The following is a 22,293-nucleotide window of genomic DNA, read 5'->3' as shown; positions in this document are numbered from 1 at the left end:
GGAACACATTAACTTGTCAAAACGCGCTCACTGAGACACCTCAGCATGCGGCGCAACGCAATACATGCCGCACTTGCTGGCGGCGCTAAAAGCAGAATTCGTCCCGCAGCGATGTTACACTAGCGTTCTATGCAAGCAGCTCTGTCTAATTCCATCTCCCCTCGCGTCATCCATCGCGGCGTTGAATCTTATCAGCTCACTTTTGATGCGATGCGTGCGTTCACCGATGCGCGCGATGCGCAGACGCCGGATGAGTTCTGGATCGTTGAACATCCTCCTGTATTCACACTCGGCCTCGGTGCAGATCAGTCGCATGTACTGGCCGCACATGATATTCCGGTTGTACAGACTGATCGCGGTGGCGAAGTCACTTATCATGGCCCGGGCCAGGTCGTGATTTATCTGATGATGGATCTGCGACGCAGCCACCCGAAAGCGCGCTTGTTTGCGCGTGAATTTGTGCACAAGATAGAACAGGCCGTTATCGATACGCTGGCAGCGTATAATCTCGCCGGCGAACGCAAAGCCGGCGCGCCTGGCATTTATGTCAGCGATGGTCAGTACAAAGGCGCCAAAATCGCCGCTCTGGGACTCAAAGTGCGCGGCAATGGCTGCACTTATCACGGGGTTTCGCTGAATGTGGCTATGGATCTGACACCATTTTCATGGATCAATCCCTGCGGCTATGCGGGACTGGCAACGGTGGATATGAAGACGCTGGGAGTCAGCGTTCCGCTGGCCGACGTACAGGCGACACTCGCACAACATTTGCAGCACCTTTTGACTGTTACTCAATAAACGCTTTCTGATTTTCTGAACCGATCCGTATCATGACAACCGACAACACACCCGCATCCCCCGCCACAACGACTGCTGCTTACGATCCGACTGAAAAACAGAAAGGTGCCAGCAAAACTGCGCGCATTCCTATCAAGATTGTGCCGATGGAACGCTTGCCTAAGCCTGACTGGATACGCGTTAAAGCTGGCTCACCGACAACCCGCTTCTACGAAATCAAAGATATTCTGCGTGCCAGTAAACTGGTCACAGTCTGCGAGGAAGCGTCCTGCCCGAACATCGGCGAATGCTTCGGCAAAGGCACGGCAACCTTCATGATCATGGGCGACAAGTGCACACGCCGTTGCCCGTTCTGCGATGTCGGTCATGGCCGTCCAGATCCGCTCGACGTCAATGAACCATTGAATCTGGCTAAAACCATTGCGGATCTCAAACTCAGTTATGTTGTCATTACCTCGGTTGATCGTGACGATCTGCGCGACGGCGGCGCGGCTCACTTTGCCGAATGCATTATTAAAATCCGCGAATTGTCGCCAGCCACGCGCATAGAAATTCTGACGCCGGATTTCCGTGGCCGCATGGATCGTGCACTGGAAATTCTGAACCTGGCACCACCTGATGTGATGAACCACAATCTGGAAACTGCGCCACGCCTCTACAAAGAAGCGCGCCCCGGTTCAGATTACGAATATTCACTGAGCTTACTCAAGCGTTTCAAAGAACAACATCCGAACACGCCAACCAAATCCGGCATCATGGTTGGTCTCGGTGAAACCGATGAAGAAGTGCTGCAAGTGATGCGCGATATGCGTGCTCACAATGTCGATATGCTGACCATAGGCCAATATCTGGCACCAAGCGGGCATCATCTGCCAGTGCGCCGTTATGTGCATCCTGACGTCTTCAAAATGTATGAAGAAGAAGCCTACAAAATGGGCTTCGCCCACGCCGCCGTCGGCGCAATGGTGCGCTCGTCATACCACGCAGATCAGCAAGCGCATGGTGTTGGAACGGATGTGAACAACCAGTAAATAATGAGACAGGCCAGTAGATAACGAGACTAATCAGAATTTAATGAGACAAAATCAGTCAAACTTACCTACTGAATCTACTAAAAATTCCTTTAATAACAATCACTTGCCATCAATTTTCGCCTTTCCTAAGGATGAAAATTTTTGGCGAATTGACTGGTTTGGTGAAGTCGCCTTCCCCAATCGACTACTTCGCCGAACCCAACCATCGGTGTTGATGCACCTTTCGCGTGTACTAAATACTTCCTTTCAGGAAAATCCCGCTCTACTCCTTGCTCCAGATTCCACATTTGCGTCGAGACAACGCAAGGTGTGGATTTCGGTCGGAACATTACCTGCTGACCGAACATCCATGCAGGTGCGCTACACAGTCGTATTGCCTATTGCTGGAGTCAGAGATCAATATGCGTCGCATATCTCTCGCTTGGCGTTGATTTTGTTTATATTGTGGATCAACCTGAGTGTCTATCACTGTGCACAGAAAATACAATAAAGTCTCAGATTATTTGAACCTTGAACTTGCTTTGAATGTTCCAGCTCCCTTTTCATGGACGGCAGTATTTTGCATGACCGGTTTACAAAGTTAATACGAATTATTACTCTCAGAACCCGTCTGTAAAAAACAAACATGGATAGTGATTATGGTAAGACAGGCCTAAGAAGCGACTACGACCACCTAATCAGGGTATAATCTCTCGTTAAAGTGAGTTAGTCCAATTATCAAAAAAATTTTCCGGCATCCGTTATCCTCTTCCGTCAGCTTAGTACTTTACGTCAATTGGTGGCTCTTGCCTGTGCTGATTTTCCGGATATGTATTTACGCTCTGACGTAAATGCCATACAAGTATGGCCAGCATAATGATCTTTTTCTCTTAAATGCAGCGGATACGCTGTACGAACAATAAGTAAAACCAGCTCCTGCAATGAATGTCATTGCAGGACTATATCAACTGCCGCAACAGCGACAGTACCTAATTATTAATATGAATGTGAACCCACAATGGCAAAAGAAGAACTGTTAGAAATGAGCGGCCTGGTTGAAGAAGTTTTACCGGACTCCCGCTTCAGAGTGAATCTGGAAAATGGACATCAACTGATCGCCTACACATCAGGCAAAATGCGTCAGCATCACATCCGCATTCTTGCGGGAGATAAAGTCACGCTGGAAATGTCGCCTTATGATTTGACTAAAGGCCGCATCACTTTCCGCCATATTGAAAAACACAGCGGCTCAGGTTCTGCTCAGCCACGCCGTCGTTACTAAACTGCAGGTGCGTTGAAATAAGCTGTCCGGACTGATCCAGGTAATCAACTCGTCAAGTGATGAGGGCATTTGAAACCGAATCAGTCTTCGCTTTGAACATGCCTGTATTTTGCCATTCCGGCAAGGCTAAGTTTCATGCAGATTTTCTGTCAGCACATGTTTAGGAAGTAGCCGTGCCTGATACATGTCTTTCACCAGAACTAGCTGATCCTGCGCAGCGTCCGGCACCGAGTCGGATAATAACCATTCCTTCCAACTGACTGCCTGCCCACGTGGAAAGATGACTTCGCCATCCAGCGGCATCTGTTCACGATAACGCTGCAATAAAGTCAGTCCGGCAACAAGATGTTTGTGATCCTGCGGACGAAACAGGATGTCAATTCTGGAATTCGTATCGAGATAATTTAATCCCGTCAAAAACTGCAACGCGAGTGCACCATACACGCGTAAGCGTACACCGGCAGCCGTTGCCTCCAGATTCAGCTCTCGTAAAGCGGTTTGCCACGCAACAGGTGCTACCGGAATGACCGTGCTCAGCGATAAGCTCGACTGATGCTCTATGATGTACTCGACTCTGGTTCTGGCAAATATGTATGGCTTACGTCCATCCGTCAGCGACAGATCAAACCCTATACAGACTTCATCATCGGCGGCTTCCGCATCCCGGCGCAACACCACAGCAGGCCACTCCTCATGTTGCCAGCGTTGCAAACCCTCGCTATTTTGCGTTTGCCTGGAAAAAATGTCGCGCCATGCCTGATCAGATAACCACACCAGATCGTGACGCTGAAATTGTTCAATCTGATCCAATTCAATACTGCCTTAACGTTTAATATCTGCAAATAATACGGCATCAACGGCTTTTTGTGCCATAACACGCCCACCTCGTGCGGCGCCGTGCGACATACGTAAATCTTCATTGGAAATATCTGCGAATGCGATCATCAGACAAGATGCCAGATTATTTTTCCAAATTTCCTGTATACCACCCATGCGCAGATAGTTTTCAGGGCCGGGCGCAAAAACCGGATGAGATTGCGCCAACCCGGCAAGCTTTTCCAGTGGGATTTTCATAATGCGCGCCATGGCAGATAAATCCATGACTCTGATTATTGACGAAGGTAGTGCGTAGCAAGCATCTGCCATCATGCCGCTACTGACAAAACCTCCGGATAAGGCCTGCCCATAGACCAAAGCGACGATCTTATGTCCGTTTCGCCGCGCTGATTCTATACATTTTCCCAGATGCGCCATATATCGTTGTATTCCCAGCATTTCATCCCTGCGGCGCAAACGCTGCCCTGTCGTATCGACCAGCAACAAAATCGGTCGCTCCGGATAATCACGCATCGTCATCAACACCAGTTGTGCCTGCTTCAGAGCGATTTCCACTCCGATTTCGGTGTGATTTGTCGTACCGATAACGCTGACGGTTGCGCTATTCATTTGCGCAGTGCCTGATAACACTGAGTTTTCTTCGGCGATGTCATATCCCTCAGGAAAAAGCTGTGCCGCCAGATGCCCCCATTCCGGATCAGGCTTCCCGGCTATGTAAGTATCAGCGCAACTGGTATCGCCAATCGCTGGTGGGAATGTCGCTAAGCGCTGCGTCAACATTGCATGTTCGGCTTCAAGTGAGCTGAAGCCCGATACTGCCTGCCTGGTGACCGTCATTGCCTGTGCCGCCGCTGCTTTAAATGCGGCAATCGTATCCGCCACTAGCATCTGGCAATCGCCACTACGATAGCGATGTTCGCCACCGCTGACTTGCCATACCAACGCACGATCTCTGGAGTCAAATTCCGCAACACCATGCACAGTTTCAATGACTCTGGGCCCGGACATTCCCAACCGCGCCTCGGTCGACATGACGAGAGTATCCGAGCAATTGGCGACGATGCCCATACCGCCAAAACAGCCATGCAGGCCTCCATTGAGTACGATTACAGGAATACCGGCTGCACGCACCGCCAATACTGCCCGCATCAGCTCAGAGGCTGCGATCAAACCCGCGTTGGCTTCTTGTAAGCGCACGCCGCCAGATTCAGCCAGAAGTATCACTGCCGTCGGTTTTTCCAGCAGCGCTTTGCGCAATAAGGCAACTAATTTAGCACCATGAATTTCGCCTATCGCACCGCCCATGAAATTGCCATCCTGCACAGCAGCGAACACCGTTTTTCTGCACAGGTAGCCGTAGCCTATGATGACGCCGTCATCAAATGCAACTGGAGCATTGAGTTGTGGCAAATGCGGACTACCCCATGCAGGTGATGCGGGTAGCAATTCTTGAAAATGTTCAATAATGCCATTTATGCGTTGCCGCGCAGTCGCATGCAGATAACTGGTCATGTCTTTATCCGGATAAATTTGCCGCTCTTGCTACGCTGTGAGCTATCGGAAATCAGTCTCGTCTGACAGACCTATCAGGATGACTGTCTGGCATTTTTCTGGGTATCGAAGAAATAAGTCATGCGTTTGCGTGGGCTCAGATATTCGTATATTTCAGGTGCAAGCTGCGCGGGTTTGAGACTGGCCTCAATCTCGATAACTGGCTCATGAACCAGATCAAGAATAATCGCCTCCGATTTAGGGACACTCGGATCATAGATCAATACGCTGGGACGTAAGGGCTTACCAGAATTGACAGCAACGACCATACCGTAAGTGCCATCAGATAACCGGACTATCGTTCCGGGAGGATAAATACCCATACTGCGGATAAACAGATTCAAAGCAGCAGGGTCAAACTGCTTGCGCAGATGACCGAACATATGCGCCATCGCCTCGTAAGGGCTCATGGAATCTGCAGGATTAGGGCAATTACACAAATTATCGTAAGCATTCGTTATCGTCACAATACGCGCCAGCGGGGAAATTTTATCGCCCGGCAAAGCACCCGGATAACCGCTCCCATCCATATGTTCGTGATGCTGATTGATAATATCCAGTACCTGTTTTGGCAAATGTAATTTTTCAGCAATTTGCTGACCATAAAAAACATGCTGTCGCAATAAATTCTGCTCAGCACGCGTCAGTTCAAATGTCTTATTAACAATCCGGTCAGGAATCTCCATTTTTCCTATGTCGTGAAACAGGCATCCCATACCCATCAACTTGATATCATCGGCGGAAAAAGCGAGTTCTTTCGCCAGCATCATCGTCAGCACAGTCACATTCAGCGAATGGTAATAAGCCTCTTCACCAGCGATTTTGTCATTCATCAGATGGATCGCGATATCCTTATCAACGAGGAGAGATTCCAGCATCTGCTGCACCAGTTCTTCGGCTTGCCTGACGGATTCCTGCGGACGGGCAAACAAGTTCTTCGTAATATTTTTTAAAGTTCCCGCTGCTTTCAGCAATTCCTTTTCACACTCGGCAATAGCATTGCGCTCATTCAAAAGACGATCAATCCGCGCGCGCTTTTCTTTGATTTTCTCAAGTTCCTCAGGCGTCGGCAGGGCTACTTCTGCAACGGGTGCGTTGGCCGATGGCGGTGGCAGAGGCCGACAATCCGACTTGGACGGATTCACCCTGATCGTTTTCAAACCTAACTGGCGAAGTGCCAGAATTTCCTGTTCGTTTTTTATCTTAAAACTGTTCAACGCAAAGGAATGATCAAGCCAGGAAATATCGAGATGAACATATAAGCCGACACACAGTTGTTCGACCGGAACGTTCACAGTAATTGGGGTTGCGCACATGTTGCAGATGGAAAGTATGAGTCAGGCTATTTTAACAGCCTGACAGCTTGGAATGACCGCGGCATTGTGCTGTCGTGCTGAACTCTAAGAGTAGCCGCTGGCATCCGCTTCTCTTGAAGGACACCAGCATCGCGCATTGAAATGGTATGATTGTCGCTTTAGAAGCGGAGCTAACTACTGTGATGGAAGGCTTGTCAGATCAGGCGTTGACGCAAGTCGCGCAGTATTTCTCAGCGTTGGCAGAGCCAACGCGTTTGCGCATTCTGAATTGTCTGCGCGATGGTGAACTGAATGTTGGTGAACTGGCGGAACGCTGCCAATGCTCTCAGGCGAATGCCTCACGCCATTTATCGACGCTGGCAAAACACGGACTGGTTGAACGTCAGAGTCGTGGCACAACGGTGTTCTACCAGATCGCCGATCAATCCGTCTATGACTTATGTGATCTGGTCTGCGGCAATGTGGCCCGACAACTTGATGCGCAAGCAGCTTTGCTGGGATCAATCAGAGGCAAATAGTGACTTGAGCACAATCTGATCCGCTTTATTGGTCTCACAGAGGAAATTCATGTCACATCCTATACGACGTATTGCGATCAGCACAGGCGGTGGCGATGCCCCGGGTTTAAACGCCGTCATACGTTCTGTCGTTTTTGCCGCTGAAAAACGCGGCTGGGAATGCTTCGGTATCCGCGAAGGCTTCAATGGCATATTACGACCGGATCGCTATCCGGTTGATGGCATTACCAAACTGACGATGGCACAAGTCGATCATATCGGTCACCTTGGAGGAACAATACTGGGAACCACCAATCATGGGAATCCTCTTAAGTTCGCCACCACCATGCCAGACGGCAGCGTGACAGAAACCGACCGCAGCGGGGAAATACATGCCGCGCTGAAGGCAATGGATATTGATGCCTTAGTCTGCATCGGCGGCGACGGCACATTAACGATTGCCAATGTGCTTCATCAGCAAGGAATGCGCGTCGTTGGCATTCCAAAAACCATCGATAACGATCTAGATAAAACCTTTACCACATTTGGCTTTGACACCGCCGTCGCCTTTGCAACCGAATGTACCGACCGCCTGCACAGCACTGCCGGTAGTCATCAACGGATTATGGTGGTCGAGGTCATGGGACGTTATGCCGGCTGGATCGCATTGCATACCGGCATTTCTGCAAATGCGCACGCTATCCTGATACCGGAAATTCCTTACGATATTGAAAAGCTGGCGGCCCACCTGATTGCCAGAGACCGCGCCGGTCATCACTATTCCATCGTTATCGTGGCCGAAGGTGCGAACCCATTGGGCGGCGAACGCGTACTGCATGAAAAAGCGGGAGCCGGCTATGTGGAAAGACTGGGTGGTATAGGCGAAAACCTGGCGCAAGAATTACAGAGAAAAACTGGGAAAGAAGCCCGCGCCGTCGTGCTCGGTCATCTGTTACGCGGCGGCAGCCCAAGCGCCTTCGACCGCGTTTCTGCGATGCGCTTTGGTGCTGCCGCAGTCCGGGCATTAGATGAAGGGCATTCCGGCATCATGGTGGCGCTGGCATATCCGGACGTGAATTATGTCGCACTGGAAGAAGTGGCAGGACGGATGAAAAGTGTGCCGCTGAATGGCGATATTGTGCAGACCGCGCGCGACCTGAATATCTGTCTCGGCGACTGAATTTCTACTGTATCCGACTTCGCATCAGCACGTCACAGCCTGCTGATGCGACGCGTATCACGATACTGCAGCCTCTTTTTTGGGATAAATCCTGACCAGAACGATGCGTGGGCCATTCATCTTTTTGACCACAGCGTCAAAACGGTCGAACTCCACTTTCTGTCCTTCGACTGGCAAGTCACCTAATTTCTGCATGATCAAACCACCGATCGATTCGACTTCATCACTATCAAGATCAAAGCGCAATGCCATGCCCAGCGTGTACAAGGGCAAACTACCTTTTCCTATCAGAGTGCCATCATCCAGCAATGTCCAGTCGTTTTCATTCTGCCGGAATTCATCGCGAATCTGACCAACCAACGCGCCCAGCAAGTTATCCAGCGTTAAGAAACCGACTGGCTTACTGCCTTTATGTCCGACGATCGCGAAATGCGGTGCGCCTTTACGAAAGCGACGGAACAGCTCCAGAGCTGGCATATTCGGCGGCACAAATTCTACCTGACGCAAATGTTTACTCAGATCATCCAGCGGTTTGCCGGATTGCTGCGCCAGAAATAAATCTTTCAGATGCAACATGCCCAGCACCGTTTTTTCATCTTCATCAAAATACGGATAGCGGCTGAAACGGTTACGTGCTGCCGTCTCCATGTTTTCTTCCAGGCTGGCGCTTTTGTACATCGCCACCACTTCATTGATCGGGCGCATCAGATCAGAAATTTCCAACCCGCCGAAATCGAGCACCTGCGCCATGATGCTCCATTCATCGCGTATTTCTTTGCTGCCGCCATGACTGCCGCGCAAAATCAGCTTCAATTCTTCCGGTGAATAATGGCTATCACTGCCATGCGCAACATCCAGCCCCACCCATTTCAGTACCAGATTCGCGCTACTGTTGAGCACCCAGATAACCGGATACATCAGCCAGTAGAACGCATATAAAGCGGGAGCCGTCCACAAAGACACTTTTTCTGGCATACGGATTGCCATCGATTTCGGTGCCAGTTCACCCACTACAATATGCAGGAAAGAGATGACGAAGAAAGCAAAAAAGAAGGAAACACCGTGAATAATTTCAACCGAAGTCACGCCCAAAACGTGGAACAAAGGTTGCAATAAATTTGCAAACGCAGGTTCGCCTATCCAGCCCAACCCGAGTGAGGCGAGCGTAATACCAAGCTGGCAGGCAGAAAGATAAGTATCGAGATGCTGATGTACCGTGACTAATAATTTGCCACGCAAGCCCGAAGATTTGGCAATACTGCGAATTCGGGTCTGGCGCAACTTCACCAGTCCAAATTCGGCTGCCACAAAAAAACCGTTTAACAACACCAGTAACAGCGCAGCTATCACTAACAATAAATTATCCAACACGAAACCTTAGTTACGAACACGGCATTACTTTAGACTAGTTTGCAACCATTTGCATGCAAATGCCTGTGAGTCACACAAAAAATGGAACTTTTCTTGGTTTTTCCCGGTCAATCCTGTCACACCTCACAGGTAAAGCCGGTTCATTCAAGTATTGAACCAGCAGCCGACACCGGCATCATCCTCCTCCTCCATAGCCCTGCGTTCATCGCGAATAGCAAGAGATGAACCCGGCAACATGACAAATCGTGCAAAGTACGCTACAAGTTTGTCTGCAAAAATATTAAGGAGAATCACATGTCTTTCGATATGATTCTGGCAGAAATAAAGTCCAGCCTTGCATTAACACCTGCATATAACGACATCAGCCCGCTGCGCAGCTTAGTGGCACAAATACGGCCACGGCAAGCGACCGACAAACAAAGAGCCACCGATAACATACGCGCGCTGTGCTTTGTGTTACGCCAGCATCCGGCATGGCGCAAGGCGCTGCGCGAATACGTGCTGCAAGTCATCAGCACCCGCACTCTGGTCCATTTACTGACGGACACCGGCATCACCTTGAACAACGGCTTCTGGGGTGCTGCCTGGCAAAGACTGATCAATAAATTTCTGCCGCCGTTAGTCAACAATGATTATGTGAAAGACATTTTCGGGCAAATCTTTGATCATCCTTCCGATCACATCTGGGTCAACGAGTTGGATGAAAGTACCTGGCAAGATCTGATCGACAGTATCGGTTTTCGTACCTCAAAAGCACGACAAGCACATGCGGCGTTGACCAACGAAATTCTGAGCGCCGTACAGGTATTGTCATACCGGATAACCAATATCGGACTGGAAGCAGAGCTGGTACGGAATTATCCTGAGATCGAACGATTCGAGTCGCCGTTTCTCCGGCAAAATGACGAGATCAACAATTACGTGATCAGCTATCGCACGTGGTTACACGACAGCACAACAGCACATGAAGACAACAAGCATATCGAAGTCTTATTGTCGCAGTGTGACGATATCGTCAACCGGATACGGAAAACCGCCGCTGTCGCAGGGGTTTCTGTCAGCCTGACCCGCTTGCTGTTGCGCCTGACGCAAAGCATGCACAGGTTACGCAGTCTGCTGGATTTACTCGACAGCACGGACGCCAACGAAGTGTCCTCAATAGCCATACGCTTATTCAAAGAACTCGTCAGTGCCGACAACAAACGTCACAGCCTGACCGACCTGATGCAGACCAACACCGAATTACTATCGCTGCAAGTGACAGAACGCGCCGGGAAAAGCGGTGAACATTATGTGACCAATAATCGCAGTGAATGGATGGCGATGCTGCGCTCGGCGCTCGGCGCAGGCTTTATCGTCGGCTTCATGGCAACGATAAAAATTCTGTTCAGTAAATTAGCGCTTGCCCCGTTTGGGTATGCGGTTCTCTACAGCCTGAATTATTCAACGGGTTTCATGTTAGTGCATGTACTGCATTTTACGATTGCGACCAAACAACCGGCGATGACTGCAGCGCTGATCGCCCGTGCGATCGACGAAGGCAAACAAAAGCTCGATGAGCTGGTCGAGCTGATCGTGCGCGTCTTCCGCTCACAGTTCATTGCCATCATAGGCAATATCGGCTTAGCGATACCGACGGCCTACGTCATTGCGTGGGTCTGGCTTTGGATGAGCGGCAGCCATTTGGTCACGCCGGAAAAAGCCGAACATCTGCTGCACGATCTTGATCCGCTCAACAGTCTCGCACTGCCTCATGCAGCGATTGCCGGCGTCTGCTTATTTTTATCGGGATTAATTTCAGGCTACTACGATAATAAAGCCAGTTATGGGCATATCCCCGCCCGCTTACGCCAACTTGCCTGGCCAAGAAAAATATTCGGTGAAGAACGTCTGCACCGCATCACTGATTACATCGGCGACAATCTGGGCGCACTAGCCGGAAATTTCTTCTTCGGCATCATGCTAGGCACGATAGGTCAGTTAGGCGTTTTCTTCGGGCTGCCGGTTGATATTCGCCACATCACTTTTTCCAGTGCCAATTTTGCTTTTGCATTAGTCGGTCTGGATCACCATATCAGCTGGCAACTGGCACTGTATTCATTGCTGGGCATCTTGTTGATCGGCATCGTCAATCTTGGCGTCAGTTTCAGTCTGGCAATGCTGGTTGCGCTGCGTTCGCGCCGCGTCAGCTTTGGTCGCGGTAGTACCCTGGTGCATTTGTTGTGGCGCAGGTTCCGTTCCGGCGGCAGAGATTTTTTCTTTCCGGGCAAAGAGCAACACCCGGAAAATCAAGCGCCAGAACAACGCGATCAGCAACATTAAGGCATCTCGTCCGGGTCTGTTATTGATACAACTCAAGTATCCGGCTCGCAACAGTTATCTGCCTTCATGATACTGCTGCGAGAACCGGATCAGCAGGTACAATAAGCGTCCGTTCCGGTTCCGACGCTTCCCATCATGTCAACGCAGCCCACACCATCTAAACGCTTTATTCCGCACAGTTTGCTGGAAGACGTGCTGGCGATTCTGACCGGCACGCTATTTGTCTCGCTAGGGATTGCGCTCTTCAATCAGGCCGGTTTACTGACCGGCGGCACAGCTGGGCTTGCATTCCTGATTCATTACCGCACGGGTCTGTCGTTTGGCACTGTCTTTTTTCTGGTGAATTTGCCGTTTTACTGGCTGGCTCTCAAACGTATGGGATGGCGTTTTACACTCAAGACTTTTTGCTCAGTCGCCCTTGTCTCTTTATTCTCTGGGCTGCATCCGAAACTGGTACATCTGGTCGATGTGAATATGCTGACGCCATTTTATGTCGCGCTGATCGGTGGCTTACTGATGGGCGTTGGATTTATCGTCCTGTTCCGTCATCAGGCCAGCCTTGGCGGAATTAATATTCTGGCGCTGTACCTGCAACAGACGCGCGGTATCCGTGCCGGAAAAATACAAATGGGGCTGGACTTTGTCATCGTGTTGGCGTCACTTGCTGTCGTCACACCGCTCGCTCTGGCGGCCTCGATACTCGGTGCTTTTGCTCTGAATCTGGCTATCAGTCTGAATCACCGCCCGGGTCGTTATATGGCGATGTGATCACTTCGTCCCACGCAGTCGGGCGCGATAATCTGTCGGCGAACAACACAAACGTTTTTGAAATACGCGACGCAAATGATCGTCGCTGGAAAAGCCGCAACGCGCTGCAATGGCTTTGACGGGCGCATTTTTTTCCGCATTGTCTGCCAATAACTGACAGGCAAATTCGACACGCGCCGCTTCGATGAATTCCAGGGTACTGACACCGACTTCCTGATGAAACAGGCGACTGAAATTACGCAGACTCATCCCGGCCATCTTAGCCAATTGGGCCACTGGTAAGCGTTGATGCAGATTCGCCATAATCCACTGCTGCACATCGCGGATATTCGATTGCGCTGTTTTCTGACTCAATAAATGCGTACTGAACTGGGATTGCCCACCCGGTCGCTTCAGATACACGACCATGTCGCTCGCCACTTCCAGCGCGAGCGCATGACCGCAATCGGCCTCAACAAATGCGAGCGCCAGATCAATACCGGCGGTCACGCCCGCTGAGGTCCAGAGATTGCCGCTACGGATAAAAATCGCATCGGCATCCACCTGAACCGCTGGAAAATCCTGCTGCAATTGCGCGGCAACGCTCCAGTGCGTCGTCGCATGTTTGCGATCCAGCAGCCCCGCCTGCGCCAGAAAAAATGCGCCGGAACACAAGGCCGCCAGCCGGTTAATTTTCGGTGCGACCGCCGACACCCAATCGATGATTTCTGGGTTGTCGGCCAATGCGGCATTGATGTGACGGGAGCCGACGATAATCGCATCGTCGGGTAACGCCAGTGTACTCAGCGCCTTGGTCGCCTCCAGACACATCAGCGTATCGGAGCGCACCATACCGATCTGCGTTGCGGCGATTTTTACGTCATATGCCGCGGGCTTGCCCTGGCGCTGCAAATGAATATTCGCATATTCAAAAACGGACATAGGACCAATGGCTTCCAGGGATTTAAATCCGGGATAAATCACAATATCTACGGTTCTTGGCAAGTGGTGCTTTTCTGATTTCATCAAACACATCCGGCTAAATTAACAACGACATGATAAACGCGATCAGGACGCCCGTCATTTTCAGCCATTCTTCAGACGTTTTTCGCCACACTACGCGATAAGCGATGCAAGCGCACGTGCTATCCGCGACAATCTGCGGCATCACATCATCTGAAGAGCGCCATTCCCGGCGTTCCCTCGTTAAAGGATTAACATGAAAACCAAAGCCGCCATTGCCTGGAAAGCCGGAGCACCATTGACGATAGAAGAAGTTGACCTGCAAGGACCACGCGCAGGTGAAGTGCTGATTGAAGTCAAAGCCACCGGTATCTGCCACACCGATTACTACACACTGTCCGGCGCTGATCCTGAAGGTCTGTTTCCGGCGATTCTGGGCCATGAAGGTGCCGGCATCATTGTTGATACCGGCCCGGGTGTCACCTCCGTTCGCAAAGGTGATCATGTGATTCCGTTGTACACGCCAGAATGTCGTCAATGCAAATTCTGCCTGTCACGCAAAACTAATCTTTGTCAGGCGATACGCTCGACTCAGGGTCGCGGTCTGATGCCAGATGCCACATCGCGTTTTTCTCTGGATGGCAAACCGCTGTTCCACTACATGGGCACCTCGACGTTCTCTAACTACATCGTCGTGCCGGAAATTGCCGTCGCCAAAGTCCGCGAAGACGCGCCTTTCGACAAAATCTGCTACATCGGCTGCGGCGTGACCACCGGAGTCGGTGCTGTTGTATTCAGCGCCAAAGTGGAAGCCGGTGCGAATGTTGCCGTTTTCGGTCTGGGCGGCATTGGTCTGAACGTGATTCAGGCAGCCAAAATGGTTGGTGCAGACAAAATCATCGGTGTCGATATCAATCCTAAACGTCAGGAAATGGCACGCAAATTCGGCATGACGCACTTTGTGAATCCGAATGAAGTTGACAACGTGGTGGATCACATCACACAACTGACGGATGGCGGTGTAGATTATTCGTTTGAATGCATAGGCAATACCAAGGTCATGCGCCAGGCGCTTGAATGCTGCCACAAAGGCTGGGGACAATCCTTCATCATCGGCGTGGCGGAAGCCGGTGCAGAAATCAGCACCCGTCCTTTCCAACTGGTGACTGGACGTGAATGGAAAGGCACTGCCTTCGGCGGTGCGCGTGGTCGTACCGACGTGCCGAAGATCGTTGACTGGTATATGGAAGGCAAACTGAATATCGACGATCTGATTACCCATCGTCTGCCGCTGGAACGGATCAATGAAGGTTTTGATCTGATGAAGAGCGGCGAATCTATCCGTTCTGTTGTGCTGTACTGATGATGGCAAACGTTACGATGAAGGCGCTGCCTGAAGGTGTGGAACTGCTGAGCCAACACGCGTGTTTTGGCGGGCTGCAGCAGTTTTATCGCCATGCATCCAAAGAAATCGGGCTGCCGATGCGCTTCTCCGTTTTTCTGCCGCCGCAGGCACTGACAGGCGCAGCATGTCCGGCGATTTTTTTTCTGGCAGGTCTGACCTGCACCGAAGAAACCTTCATGATCAAAGCCGGGGCGCAACGCGTCGCGGCGCGTGAAGGGCTGATTCTGATCACGCCGGATACCAGTCCGCGTGGTGCGAATATTCCCGGTGACAGCGATGCCTGGGATTTCGGCGTCGGTGCGGGCTTTTATCTGGATGCCGTCGAAGCACCGTGGAGTGTGCACTACCGTATGGAAAGCTACATCGTCCATGAACTGCGTGCGCTGCTGAGCCAGTTCTTACCCATCGACCAAGAACGTCTCGGCATCATGGGGCATTCCATGGGGGGGCATGGCGCACTGACGCTGGCCTTGCGCCACCCCGGCATTTACAAAAGTCTGTCAGCTTTTGCACCGATCGCCGCGCCGACCGAATGTGCATGGGGACAGAAAGCGTTTCGTGGCTATCTTGGAAATGACAATGCCGGCTGGGCAAAGCATGACGCCAGCCTGCTGATGGCACAACAGACGCAGGCACCTTTTCCACAAGGCATACTGATCGACCAGGGCGAGGCAGATCAGTTTCTGGCCAGTCAGTTACACCCGCATTTATTCGCAACCGCCTGCGAAAAAGCAGGGCAACCACTGACTTTGCGTCGGCATGCAGACTATGATCACGGGTACTACTTCATCAGCAGCTTTATCGAAGACCATTTACTGCACCATAAAAATCAGTTGACCACCTGATTTTGCGAGAGGATGAAGCACCGTGTACGCAGTACTTCATCCTGTCATCAGTGTTGACTGCCCCCTCCCACCAACGTTAAATGCTTGTTTTTGATTCATTTTTTACCCTACTGGCTAGCATAAAAACTCTATTTCTATCGCTAATCGGATAAATTTGACGGAGTTTTGTGTAAAATTGGGCGACAACGTCGCGCTTACAACGCATTCACATGACCAACATTAGGGCGCCGCTATCCCTCATATTCCGATTATCGTCACCGGTGTAGCGCACACCATGCGCCCGGCACAATATTCCGTAGCGGAAACACGGCACCCAGCATAAGAAAGAAAACGATGAACAAAGTAGTCATCAGCGGCACCGGCCTTTACACACCTTCCGAATCCATCTCCAACGAAGAACTGATCGTCTGTTTTAACGCCTACGTACAGAAATTCAATCAGGAAAACGCCGCCGCTATCGCCGCCGGTGAAGTCACCGCACTCGAAGAATCTTCCGTCGCCTTCATAGAAAAAGCATCTGGCATCAAATCACGCTACGTCATCAACAAAGATGGCATTCTGGATGTGAACCGCATGGTGCCGCGCATTCCTGAGCGCAGCGATGACGAGCCTTCAGTGATGTGTGAAATTGCGATGGCCGCTTGCCATCAGGCGCTGGAGCGTGCTGGTCGCACAGCGGCAGACGTTGATGCTGTCATCTGCGCTGCATCTAATATGCAACGTGCGTATCCGGCGATGGCCGTCGAAATTCAGAATGCACTCGGTATTGACGGTTACGGCTTTGACATGAACGTCGCCTGTTCTTCTGCGACGTTTGGTATTCAGGCCGCGGTCAGTGCGATCCAAAGCGGACAAGCCCGTGCGGTGCTGGTCGTCAGCCCGGAAATCACCAGTGGTCATTTGAACTGGCGTGACCGCGACAGCCACTTTATTTTTGGTGACGGCTGTACTGCTATTTTGTTGGAGCGCGCTGATCTGGCAACATCAAAACACCAGTTTGAAATCCTTGGCCTGAAACTGAAAACTCAGTTCTCCAATAACATCCGTAACAATTTCGGTTTCCTGAACCGTGCCGACGAATCTGGCATCGGCAAACCAGACAAATTGTTCCGTCAGCAAGGTCGCAAAGTATTCAAAGATGTGTGTCCGATGGCGGCAGCGACGATCACTTCCACTATCGAATCAACTGGTGTCCCTTTGCAAGACGTCAAACGCTTCTGGCTGCATCAGGCAAATTTGAATATGAACTTGCTGATTTCCCGCATGATACTGGGCCGCGACGCAACGCCTGAAGAATCACCGACGATACTCGACACTTACGCCAATACATCCTCTGCCGGTTCGATTATCGCGTTCCACAAATATCAGGACGATCTGACCGCCGGTAGCGTGGGCGTAATCTGCTCGTTTGGTGCTGGCTATTCCATTGGCTGTGTGCTGGTGAAGAAACTCTGATCAATCTCTGGCTTCCGGGCTCTGTCAGACAAGGTCACAACTTAAGCTCCCACGCCAGACGCCATGTGCGCGCTGATTGCTGACGACTATTGTCGCTCCAGCGTGCGGTCGGCGTGGTGTAAGTGTCACTATCGACGCTGTCTTGTTGCAGCACATTGCTGACAGACATTCGTAGCTGGCTCTGAGGGTTTTGCTTCCAGGCCAGGTAGAGATCAAGATGACGTTTTGGGCTGCGATGAACCCGCATATATTCTGATTCACGCGTAGTATTGCTGGCCTGAAAATGATAGTCCCCACCGATACGCAAACGAGGTGCCAGTTGATAATCTGCCCCTGTGCTGATCAGCAAAGGCACTTGTTGCGATAAGCGATTATCCGGACCAGGAACATTGTCCAGCCTTGACCAGTTGCGGTTGAGCGTTGCGCGCAATTCCATGTCGGGGAAACGACTGGATAATTCTGCTAACTTTGTTTTCACTTCGATTTCCAGACCCATCACGCTGGCGCGGCCATGATTGCTCAACACATTCAGCCAGCTGCCGCCGCTCTGGCTAAGCTGCTCCATGATAATGTCGTCAATCTGACGCCGGTACAGATTCGCACTGATCAGGCTGGTGCTACCAAAATAATGTTCATACGCCAGCTCAAGACCCCACGCGCGTTCAGGGCGCAGTTGTGGATTCCCCTGAAAGTCTGCATTAAGCGGAGTATTGTTGTTATCGACGCGAAAACGGCGCGGCACCAGATTGGCAACGCTGGGTAATTTAAAGCTGCGGTTCATTGCAAGCCGCCACTGCGTCTGTTCTGTCTGCTTCCAGACGGTTTGCAGTATAGGACTGGCCATGGTCGCAACATTATTGAAATCAAACCCGTCAGCTGCGACCAACTCTTTACTGCTGCTGACGATGCGCTCCCAACGCAAGCCCATATAAGCCGACCAGGTTTTATTGATACGCCATTCATCCTGTATGTAGGCAGCGAATTTATTGATGCGCGCCTGGTAGAAATGCGCATCGCTGATCACGCTGCTATCGCTTACCTGCACATCGCGTTCAAGGCGATTTTCATTGCGCAAGGCGTGGCTGACTTCCCAGCCCAGACTGACAACGTGGTCAGCCGAATACGGCGCAAGATATTTACCTGACAGGCGATATTCATTTTCCAGCGCAGCACCGTTGACGTAGCGCATTTCCTGCAAATTCGCCTGATTATCTTTGCCCCAGAACTTAAATTTTGCGTCACGTTCCAGCCTGTTCCATCCAAAGTTAATGTTGAGTTTGGCGCTATCATCGAGACGACGTTCCCAACTGAGATCATTGCGCGATGTCAGCACATGCGCCGCCCAGATACTATTGTTCGTCGGGAAGTCTGTCGTATCACTGTCGTCTTGCTCATGCTTTGCTTGTTCCAGTCTGCTGGCGTTAATGTTGCCTTGCCAGTTCAGACTGTTTTCTGCATCGATTTTCCATTGGATGCGAGGTGATAAATTCAAGCCATCTTTACGGTTTTGCTGCGACTGTTGTAGTTGCCTGCGGATTTGTGTTTGCCATTGTCCATTTGCAGGCTGAAGAACCGCGACGTTTTCTGCCAGGCTGATGTTGACATCATTGGTATTGCTTTCGGCATTTCCAGCTAAGACGTAAGAAATATCACCCCATTCTTCCGAAGCCTGCGCCCCAAGGCTCCAGGACACATTACCAGACAACCTGTTTGCTTGCAGGCTGGCATTGGCCTTAAATTCGCTCGCCTGATTGCTGCTCTTTTTCTTGAGGACGATATTAATGATGCCTGCGATGCTCTGGGTGCTCATATCAGCACTGGCGACGCGCATAACTTCGATTTTTTCTATCAAATCGGGAGCAATGTTATCGATGGAAAAGCCACTTGGTGTCGCCTGACCATTAAGCAGTATCTGGGTATAACCATTGCCTAAGCCACGCATACGTATTTCAGGCGCTTTTCCCGCGCCTTCGCTGATGCTGATGCCGGGCAAACGTTTCAGCACTTCGCTAAGATTGGTATCGCCGTATTTTTCTATCTCGTCACGACCGTAAATGCTGCGCATGCCGATGTCGTCCTGGCGCTCGCGCACTGCCGTTGTTTTGCCAGTGATGTCGACTTGCTGGCTGGTCGCTTGCGCGAAGCTGGCGTGACTGGCAAACAGGCTGATGACAGCCACAGCCAGCACCTTTAGTCGCGGCAACTGACTGCTGAAAATTTCACGTGTAAATTGCATGGTGTGTCTTTCTATTGTTGTGTGTGGACGTGCCCTGTCCTTGCACCGCTCGGGGCGCAATATGTAAGGCATGGGGGGAGATAGTGTCAGCCAGCGAACCTGACTGACTAAAACCTGCTTAGCTGGCTGTGGTCGGTAGCATGGCAGCCCGTATATTCATCACATCACCATCGCGCGCATCAAGGTTTCTGGCATTCAGCAATACCATGACGACAGGCTTGCCTCCGATATTCATACGCATGGCGAGACAGCGACCAGCCGCTTTGGAATAGCCAGTTTTGGACAGACTGATGTTCCAATCCTGGTTGGCCGTCAGGGCATTGCTACTCTGGTATTTTTGCAGCGTGCCGTCGATGGAAACAGCACCTTCGCTACGACTGCTCAGGCGGCTTAACTCAGGATACGCGGCCGCAGCCATCACCAGTTTGGCAATGTCTTTAGCACTGGAGCGATTCTGGGTTGAAATACCGGTCGCTTCGACCAATTGTGTTTGCTGTAGCTTGAGCTGACTTATTTTCTTTTGTGCGGCATCGATAAATGCGGGCTCGCCACCGGGATAAGTCCTGGCCAGCGCCTTGGCAGCGATATTGCTGGAGGCGGTCAGCGCCAGTTCCAGCAAGCTTTGCCGTGTCAGTACCTGACCGGGCTTCAGCATAATCTGACGGGTATTCCAGACTGCAGCATCGTCTTTTGTGATGGTGATTTTTTCCTGTCGATCTAAACCGGCGTCGACAATCAGCATGGCCGTCATCAGTTTGGAGATAGAGGCAATAGGCACAATCGCGTCCGCATCTTTGTCCATCAATACCTGCCCGGTTTGCTCGTCCATCACAAGCACATGTTCAGACTGAGTGCGGACATATACTGTCTTGCGTGCTACGGCATTGTTAGCAGTATTGGCATTGCTGACATTGCCATCGATTGCGGTCGGCTCGGCAGGATGTTCTGGCATAGTCATATCCGCCGTTGCCATCATCGGCATCTGCATCAACAGCAGCAATGCCATTCCGATACCCAATACGGGGCTCGCCATTTTCCAGTGCCATGGTTGTGCGTCAGGGCGTATCAGGTGTCTGATACGTGACAGCAGGTCACCGCCATTCGCAGCAAGCCCGGGGCGGTAAAGCACACCGGACTCGAGTTTATCCAGCGCTTGCAATGCACACGCCAAAGGGCGGGCGTGACCAACGGCACTGATTGCAAGGTCATCGGCAATCAATTCTCTTTCTGTATTGATGCGCCGTGATAACCACCAGACAGCAGGATGGTAGAACAGCAACGACAAGACCAGATTTTGTAATAAATTAACGGCGTAATCCCAGCGTTTGATATGGCCAAGCTCGTGTGCCAGCAAGGCTTCTATCATGTCGTAAGACATACCGCTCAGCAGCGACGCAGGCATGAGTATCACCGGTTTGAAACAACCGTAAGTAATGGGGCTGAATAATTGCTGGCGAAATTGCAGCGTTACCTGACGTTGGATACCAAATTTGTGCGCCAGTCGATTGGCGCGACACTGCCATGTTGATGACGCGTCAGCTAAGGTGCCCGTCGCATGCTGCGCTCCCAGCTTGTGTACCCATAGCAAACCCAGCCCAAGGCGTAGCATCATGATCGCGACGCCGAGACTCCAGACACTGACGATAAAGGGCAGGCAGGCGCCGATTCCCGCAACAAAAGCGCTTTCTTTTATCCACACCAGATCCAGAGCGATGGCCGTGTTTGTTGCCAGTTGTAATGCCGCCTCCAGACTGAGCGTTTGAGGTGCCTGCCATTGTTGGACAATGCTCAACACTGGCCATAACAGGCACAGCAACATGGCGATACAGGCAATCAGATAACGTAAATGCGGGCGGGCATTGCGGCATAGCGCAAACAGAATAGCGCTGATGCTGGCGATCAAAGCGCCCTGCCAGACGAAATTGAGTAAAGGCCAGCCCAATACCTCACTCATGCTGCGCGTCATGATGTCTGCGGATATCATGATTTTTTTTCTTCCTGCAGAATTTGCTCTATCTCTTTGCGTTCTGCTGCACTGACATGACCACGCAGGGCTGCCAGCACCAGCGCCTTGCCAGAACCGGCAAAGACTTTCTGTATCAGATCCTTGAGCAGATTAGTTTGCAGTGAGTCTTGTTCTTGTGACGGTGCATATACGTGCGATCGCTGGCTTTCATCGCGGGTCAAAATACCCTTCCCATGCATGATTTGCAGATGGCGCAATACCGTCGCATAGGCGAGGTCAGGACGTTCCGCATGGGCAGCCTCATGTACCTGTTTGGCATTCATCGGGCCCCGCTGCCACAGTATCTTAAGCAAATTCAGCTCCGAGGCTGTGGGCTTGGGGATGGCGGATGTGGACGATACAGATTTAAGAACGGAGTTCATGAATAACCTCGAAATCAGGAATGAATGCAGAATAAATGTTCTAGAAATTTTTGTCTAGAAATTTTTTTCTATAATGGTTTCGGCTAA

General features: G+C 51.1%; 19 protein-coding genes. 11 read left to right on the top strand and 8 right to left on the bottom strand.

Annotated features, from left to right (window positions below; translation table 11 throughout):
• Positions 1–129 precede the first annotated feature (129 nt).
• The 4 genes from lipB to infA all read left to right on the top strand — a co-directional run bounded on the left by lipB (position 130) and on the right by infA (position 3,093).
• A complete protein-coding gene (gene lipB, locus H8K29_RS02475; RefSeq protein WP_186896273.1) occupies positions 130–798 on the top strand; it encodes a lipoyl(octanoyl) transferase LipB in 669 nt (222 codons plus the stop codon).
• A 32-nt stretch (positions 799–830) separates the two neighbouring features.
• Positions 831–1,829 (top strand): lipoyl synthase, encoded by a 999-nt coding sequence (lipA, locus tag H8K29_RS02470; protein WP_186896272.1) that lies wholly within the window; start codon positions 831–833, stop codon positions 1,827–1,829.
• A 43-nt stretch (positions 1,830–1,872) separates the two neighbouring features.
• Complete coding sequence (locus H8K29_RS02465; protein ID WP_186896271.1) at positions 1,873–2,322, top strand: hypothetical protein; 450 nt, start codon at positions 1,873–1,875, stop codon at positions 2,320–2,322.
• A 507-nt stretch (positions 2,323–2,829) separates the two neighbouring features.
• Positions 2,830–3,093 (top strand): translation initiation factor IF-1, encoded by a 264-nt coding sequence (gene infA / locus H8K29_RS02460; RefSeq protein ID WP_186896270.1) that lies wholly within the window; start codon positions 2,830–2,832, stop codon positions 3,091–3,093.
• Between the two features lie 126 nt (positions 3,094–3,219).
• On the opposite strand, the gene mdcG is transcribed toward infA, so the two are convergent.
• From mdcG to H8K29_RS02445, 3 genes are all read right to left on the bottom strand, one after another.
• Positions 3,220–3,903, bottom strand: coding sequence for a malonate decarboxylase holo-[acyl-carrier-protein] synthase (gene mdcG, locus H8K29_RS02455; RefSeq protein WP_186896269.1), 684 nt, complete (start codon positions 3,901–3,903; stop codon positions 3,220–3,222).
• 12 nt (positions 3,904–3,915) lie between these two features.
• On the bottom strand, positions 3,916–5,442 hold the full coding sequence (locus H8K29_RS02450; protein WP_186896268.1) for a biotin-independent malonate decarboxylase subunit beta: 1,527 nt from the start codon (positions 5,440–5,442) through the stop codon (positions 3,916–3,918).
• 74 nt (positions 5,443–5,516) lie between these two features.
• On the bottom strand, positions 5,517–6,797 hold the full coding sequence (locus tag H8K29_RS02445; RefSeq protein ID WP_186896267.1) for an HD-GYP domain-containing protein: 1,281 nt from the start codon (positions 6,795–6,797) through the stop codon (positions 5,517–5,519).
• Positions 6,798–6,979: 182 nt separating this feature from the next.
• Between H8K29_RS02445 and H8K29_RS02440 the strand changes: the two genes are divergently transcribed.
• Together H8K29_RS02440 and H8K29_RS02435 are read left to right on the top strand one after the other, a co-directional pair.
• The gene (locus H8K29_RS02440; RefSeq protein WP_186886138.1) at positions 6,980–7,315 is read left to right on the top strand and encodes a metalloregulator ArsR/SmtB family transcription factor; all 336 of its coding nucleotides are present in this window, start codon (positions 6,980–6,982) and stop codon (positions 7,313–7,315) included.
• A gap of 49 nt (positions 7,316–7,364) precedes the next feature.
• Positions 7,365–8,474 carry a 6-phosphofructokinase gene (locus H8K29_RS02435; protein WP_186896266.1) on the top strand — a complete coding sequence of 370 codons (1,110 nt, stop codon included), beginning with the start codon at positions 7,365–7,367 and terminating at the stop codon, positions 8,472–8,474.
• A 57-nt stretch (positions 8,475–8,531) separates the two neighbouring features.
• Here H8K29_RS02435 and H8K29_RS02430 read toward each other — a convergent pair whose 3' ends face one another.
• On the bottom strand, positions 8,532–9,842 hold the full coding sequence (locus tag H8K29_RS02430; protein ID WP_186886137.1) for a hemolysin family protein: 1,311 nt from the start codon (positions 9,840–9,842) through the stop codon (positions 8,532–8,534).
• A gap of 297 nt (positions 9,843–10,139) precedes the next feature.
• On the opposite strand from H8K29_RS02430, the gene H8K29_RS02425 reads away from it, so the two are divergent.
• Together H8K29_RS02425 and H8K29_RS02420 are read left to right on the top strand one after the other, a co-directional pair.
• Positions 10,140–12,167, top strand: coding sequence for a site-specific recombinase (locus H8K29_RS02425; protein ID WP_186896265.1), 2,028 nt, complete (start codon positions 10,140–10,142; stop codon positions 12,165–12,167).
• Positions 12,168–12,302: 135 nt separating this feature from the next.
• The gene (locus tag H8K29_RS02420; protein WP_186896264.1) at positions 12,303–12,935 is read left to right on the top strand and encodes a YitT family protein; all 633 of its coding nucleotides are present in this window, start codon (positions 12,303–12,305) and stop codon (positions 12,933–12,935) included.
• Here the strand turns inward: H8K29_RS02420 and H8K29_RS02415 are convergent, their stop codons facing one another.
• The gene (locus H8K29_RS02415; RefSeq protein WP_186896263.1) at positions 12,936–13,940 is read right to left on the bottom strand and encodes a GlxA family transcriptional regulator; all 1,005 of its coding nucleotides are present in this window, start codon (positions 13,938–13,940) and stop codon (positions 12,936–12,938) included.
• A gap of 193 nt (positions 13,941–14,133) precedes the next feature.
• Here H8K29_RS02415 and H8K29_RS02410 point away from each other — a divergent pair, with 193 nt between their 5' ends.
• The 3 genes from H8K29_RS02410 to H8K29_RS02400 all read left to right on the top strand — a co-directional run bounded on the left by H8K29_RS02410 (position 14,134) and on the right by H8K29_RS02400 (position 17,582).
• A complete protein-coding gene (locus tag H8K29_RS02410) occupies positions 14,134–15,240 on the top strand; it encodes an S-(hydroxymethyl)glutathione dehydrogenase/class III alcohol dehydrogenase (RefSeq protein ID WP_186896262.1) in 1,107 nt (368 codons plus the stop codon).
• Positions 15,240–16,127 carry an S-formylglutathione hydrolase gene (gene fghA, locus H8K29_RS02405; protein WP_304941579.1) on the top strand — a complete coding sequence of 296 codons (888 nt, stop codon included), beginning with the start codon at positions 15,240–15,242 and terminating at the stop codon, positions 16,125–16,127. The genes H8K29_RS02410 and fghA overlap by 1 nt, the downstream gene beginning before the upstream one ends.
• Positions 16,128–16,460: 333 nt before the next feature.
• A complete protein-coding gene (locus tag H8K29_RS02400; RefSeq protein WP_186896261.1) occupies positions 16,461–17,582 on the top strand; it encodes a beta-ketoacyl-ACP synthase III in 1,122 nt (373 codons plus the stop codon).
• Between the two features lie 34 nt (positions 17,583–17,616).
• Here the strand turns inward: H8K29_RS02400 and H8K29_RS02395 are convergent, their stop codons facing one another.
• From H8K29_RS02395 to H8K29_RS02385, 3 genes are all read right to left on the bottom strand, one after another.
• Positions 17,617–19,818, bottom strand: coding sequence for a TonB-dependent siderophore receptor (locus tag H8K29_RS02395; RefSeq protein WP_186896260.1), 2,202 nt, complete (start codon positions 19,816–19,818; stop codon positions 17,617–17,619).
• A gap of 118 nt (positions 19,819–19,936) precedes the next feature.
• The gene (locus H8K29_RS02390; protein ID WP_186896259.1) at positions 19,937–21,802 is read right to left on the bottom strand and encodes a M56 family metallopeptidase; all 1,866 of its coding nucleotides are present in this window, start codon (positions 21,800–21,802) and stop codon (positions 19,937–19,939) included.
• A complete protein-coding gene (locus tag H8K29_RS02385) occupies positions 21,799–22,206 on the bottom strand; it encodes a BlaI/MecI/CopY family transcriptional regulator (protein ID WP_186896258.1) in 408 nt (135 codons plus the stop codon). Before H8K29_RS02385 ends, H8K29_RS02390 begins: the two co-directional genes overlap by 4 nt.
• Positions 22,207–22,293: the final 87 nt, after the last annotated feature.

The organism is Undibacterium sp. CY21W (assembly GCF_014284265.1).
GTDB classification, from domain to species: Bacteria; Pseudomonadota; Gammaproteobacteria; order Burkholderiales; family Burkholderiaceae_D; genus Undibacterium; species Undibacterium aquatile.
This window is presented reverse-complemented; position numbering and strand designations above follow the sequence as displayed.

What these genes read in the sequence shown, in the direction of transcription:
- lipB (WP_186896273.1), top strand. Translation starts at nt 130, where the DNA reads ATGCAAGCAGCTCTGTCTAATTCCATCTCCCCTCGCGTCATCCATCGC.
- lipA (WP_186896272.1), top strand. Translation starts at nt 831, where the DNA reads ATGACAACCGACAACACACCCGCATCCCCCGCCACAACGACTGCTGCT.
- H8K29_RS02465 (WP_186896271.1), top strand. Translation starts at nt 1,873, where the DNA reads ATGAGACAAAATCAGTCAAACTTACCTACTGAATCTACTAAAAATTCC.
- infA (WP_186896270.1), top strand. Translation starts at nt 2,830, where the DNA reads ATGGCAAAAGAAGAACTGTTAGAAATGAGCGGCCTGGTTGAAGAAGTT.
- H8K29_RS02450 (WP_186896268.1), bottom strand. Translation starts at nt 5,442, where the DNA reads ATGACCAGTTATCTGCATGCGACTGCGCGGCAACGCATAAATGGCATT.
- H8K29_RS02445 (WP_186896267.1), bottom strand. Translation starts at nt 6,797, where the DNA reads ATGTGCGCAACCCCAATTACTGTGAACGTTCCGGTCGAACAACTGTGT.
- H8K29_RS02440 (WP_186886138.1), top strand. Translation starts at nt 6,980, where the DNA reads ATGGAAGGCTTGTCAGATCAGGCGTTGACGCAAGTCGCGCAGTATTTC.
- H8K29_RS02435 (WP_186896266.1), top strand. Translation starts at nt 7,365, where the DNA reads ATGTCACATCCTATACGACGTATTGCGATCAGCACAGGCGGTGGCGAT.
- H8K29_RS02425 (WP_186896265.1), top strand. Translation starts at nt 10,140, where the DNA reads ATGTCTTTCGATATGATTCTGGCAGAAATAAAGTCCAGCCTTGCATTA.
- H8K29_RS02420 (WP_186896264.1), top strand. Translation starts at nt 12,303, where the DNA reads ATGTCAACGCAGCCCACACCATCTAAACGCTTTATTCCGCACAGTTTG.
- H8K29_RS02415 (WP_186896263.1), bottom strand. Translation starts at nt 13,940, where the DNA reads ATGAAATCAGAAAAGCACCACTTGCCAAGAACCGTAGATATTGTGATT.
- H8K29_RS02410 (WP_186896262.1), top strand. Translation starts at nt 14,134, where the DNA reads ATGAAAACCAAAGCCGCCATTGCCTGGAAAGCCGGAGCACCATTGACG.
- fghA (WP_304941579.1), top strand. Translation starts at nt 15,240, where the DNA reads ATGATGGCAAACGTTACGATGAAGGCGCTGCCTGAAGGTGTGGAACTG.
- H8K29_RS02400 (WP_186896261.1), top strand. Translation starts at nt 16,461, where the DNA reads ATGAACAAAGTAGTCATCAGCGGCACCGGCCTTTACACACCTTCCGAA.
- H8K29_RS02395 (WP_186896260.1), bottom strand. Translation starts at nt 19,818, where the DNA reads ATGCAATTTACACGTGAAATTTTCAGCAGTCAGTTGCCGCGACTAAAG.
- H8K29_RS02390 (WP_186896259.1), bottom strand. Translation starts at nt 21,802, where the DNA reads ATGATATCCGCAGACATCATGACGCGCAGCATGAGTGAGGTATTGGGC.
- H8K29_RS02385 (WP_186896258.1), bottom strand. Translation starts at nt 22,206, where the DNA reads ATGAACTCCGTTCTTAAATCTGTATCGTCCACATCCGCCATCCCCAAG.